The sequence below is a fragment of the Pseudomonas sp. 05N434 genome (assembly GCF_056396965.1).
In genome coordinates this window covers 1-825 of the sequence record NZ_JBFTMK010000975.1, presented here as the reverse complement: position 1 = coordinate 825, position 825 = coordinate 1, and the positions used below count along the sequence as shown (strand labels likewise).

General features: G+C 60.8%; 1 protein-coding gene. It reads right to left on the bottom strand.

The window, feature by feature from the left end; genetic code table 11:
- Positions 1-636, bottom strand: a 636-nt coding sequence (gene pqqF, locus AC1DLB_RS31170) for a pyrroloquinoline quinone biosynthesis protein PqqF (protein ID WP_477786423.1), incomplete at its 3' end; no start/stop codon positions are given.
- Between the last annotated feature and the right edge of the window lie 189 nt (positions 637-825).

Here is an 825-nt window from a genome sequence, read left to right as displayed (position 1 = left end):
CGCCATCCCTTTCAATGCTTCGAGACTCTGCGGGCCGGCCAGGCTCAACGTCATTTGCCCGGTCTGATAAAACTGCTGATGGAAGTCCTTCAACGCTTGCTGAAACTCGGGCTGCGGAATCGGCAGGCTGTAACGGTTGCCAGCATGAAACGCCCGTAACGGGTGAGCCGCCGAGAGCCCGTCGAACAGCGCGAATTGCTGTTGGGCTGTGGCATCCCGCGACCAGGCGACAAATTCGGCGTGCAGCACTTCCCGTTCCCGCCGCTGATCGTCCGGATTCATACGCGGATGGGCGAGCATGTCTGACAGACGCTCCAGCCCAGCGCTGAACGCCTGGGGCGGCAGTTCGAAAAAGAAGTCCGTCGTCCGTTCGCTGGTTCGCGCGTTTACCTGCCCGCCATGACCTTGTACGTAGGCCATCAGCCCTTGTCCTGCGGGAAAGCGCTCTGTACCCAGGAACAGCAAATGCTCGAGAAAGTGCGCCAGCCCCGGCCAGGCCGATGGCACGTCGTGACTGCCGGCAGCGACCCGCAACGCAGCGGCGCCGCGCTTCAAACCGGGRGCATGACGCAGCGTCACCCGCAAACCGTTGGCCAGGGTTTCAGTGTGAAGGTGGGGGTGATTCAGCGCAGGCATGAGCACTTCCAGAACAGAGAAGCGCTAATGCTAGCGGATTAGGGGGCGTTCTCAATGAGTTTCCACACTGCGCCGGGGAAACATATTGAGAACGCCCCCTAAGTGGATCAGCGCTTGTTCAGCGCGTCGTAAAGCTCGGGACGGCGATCGAGGAAGTAGCGATTGGCTGCGCGGGAATCGATAATCGAT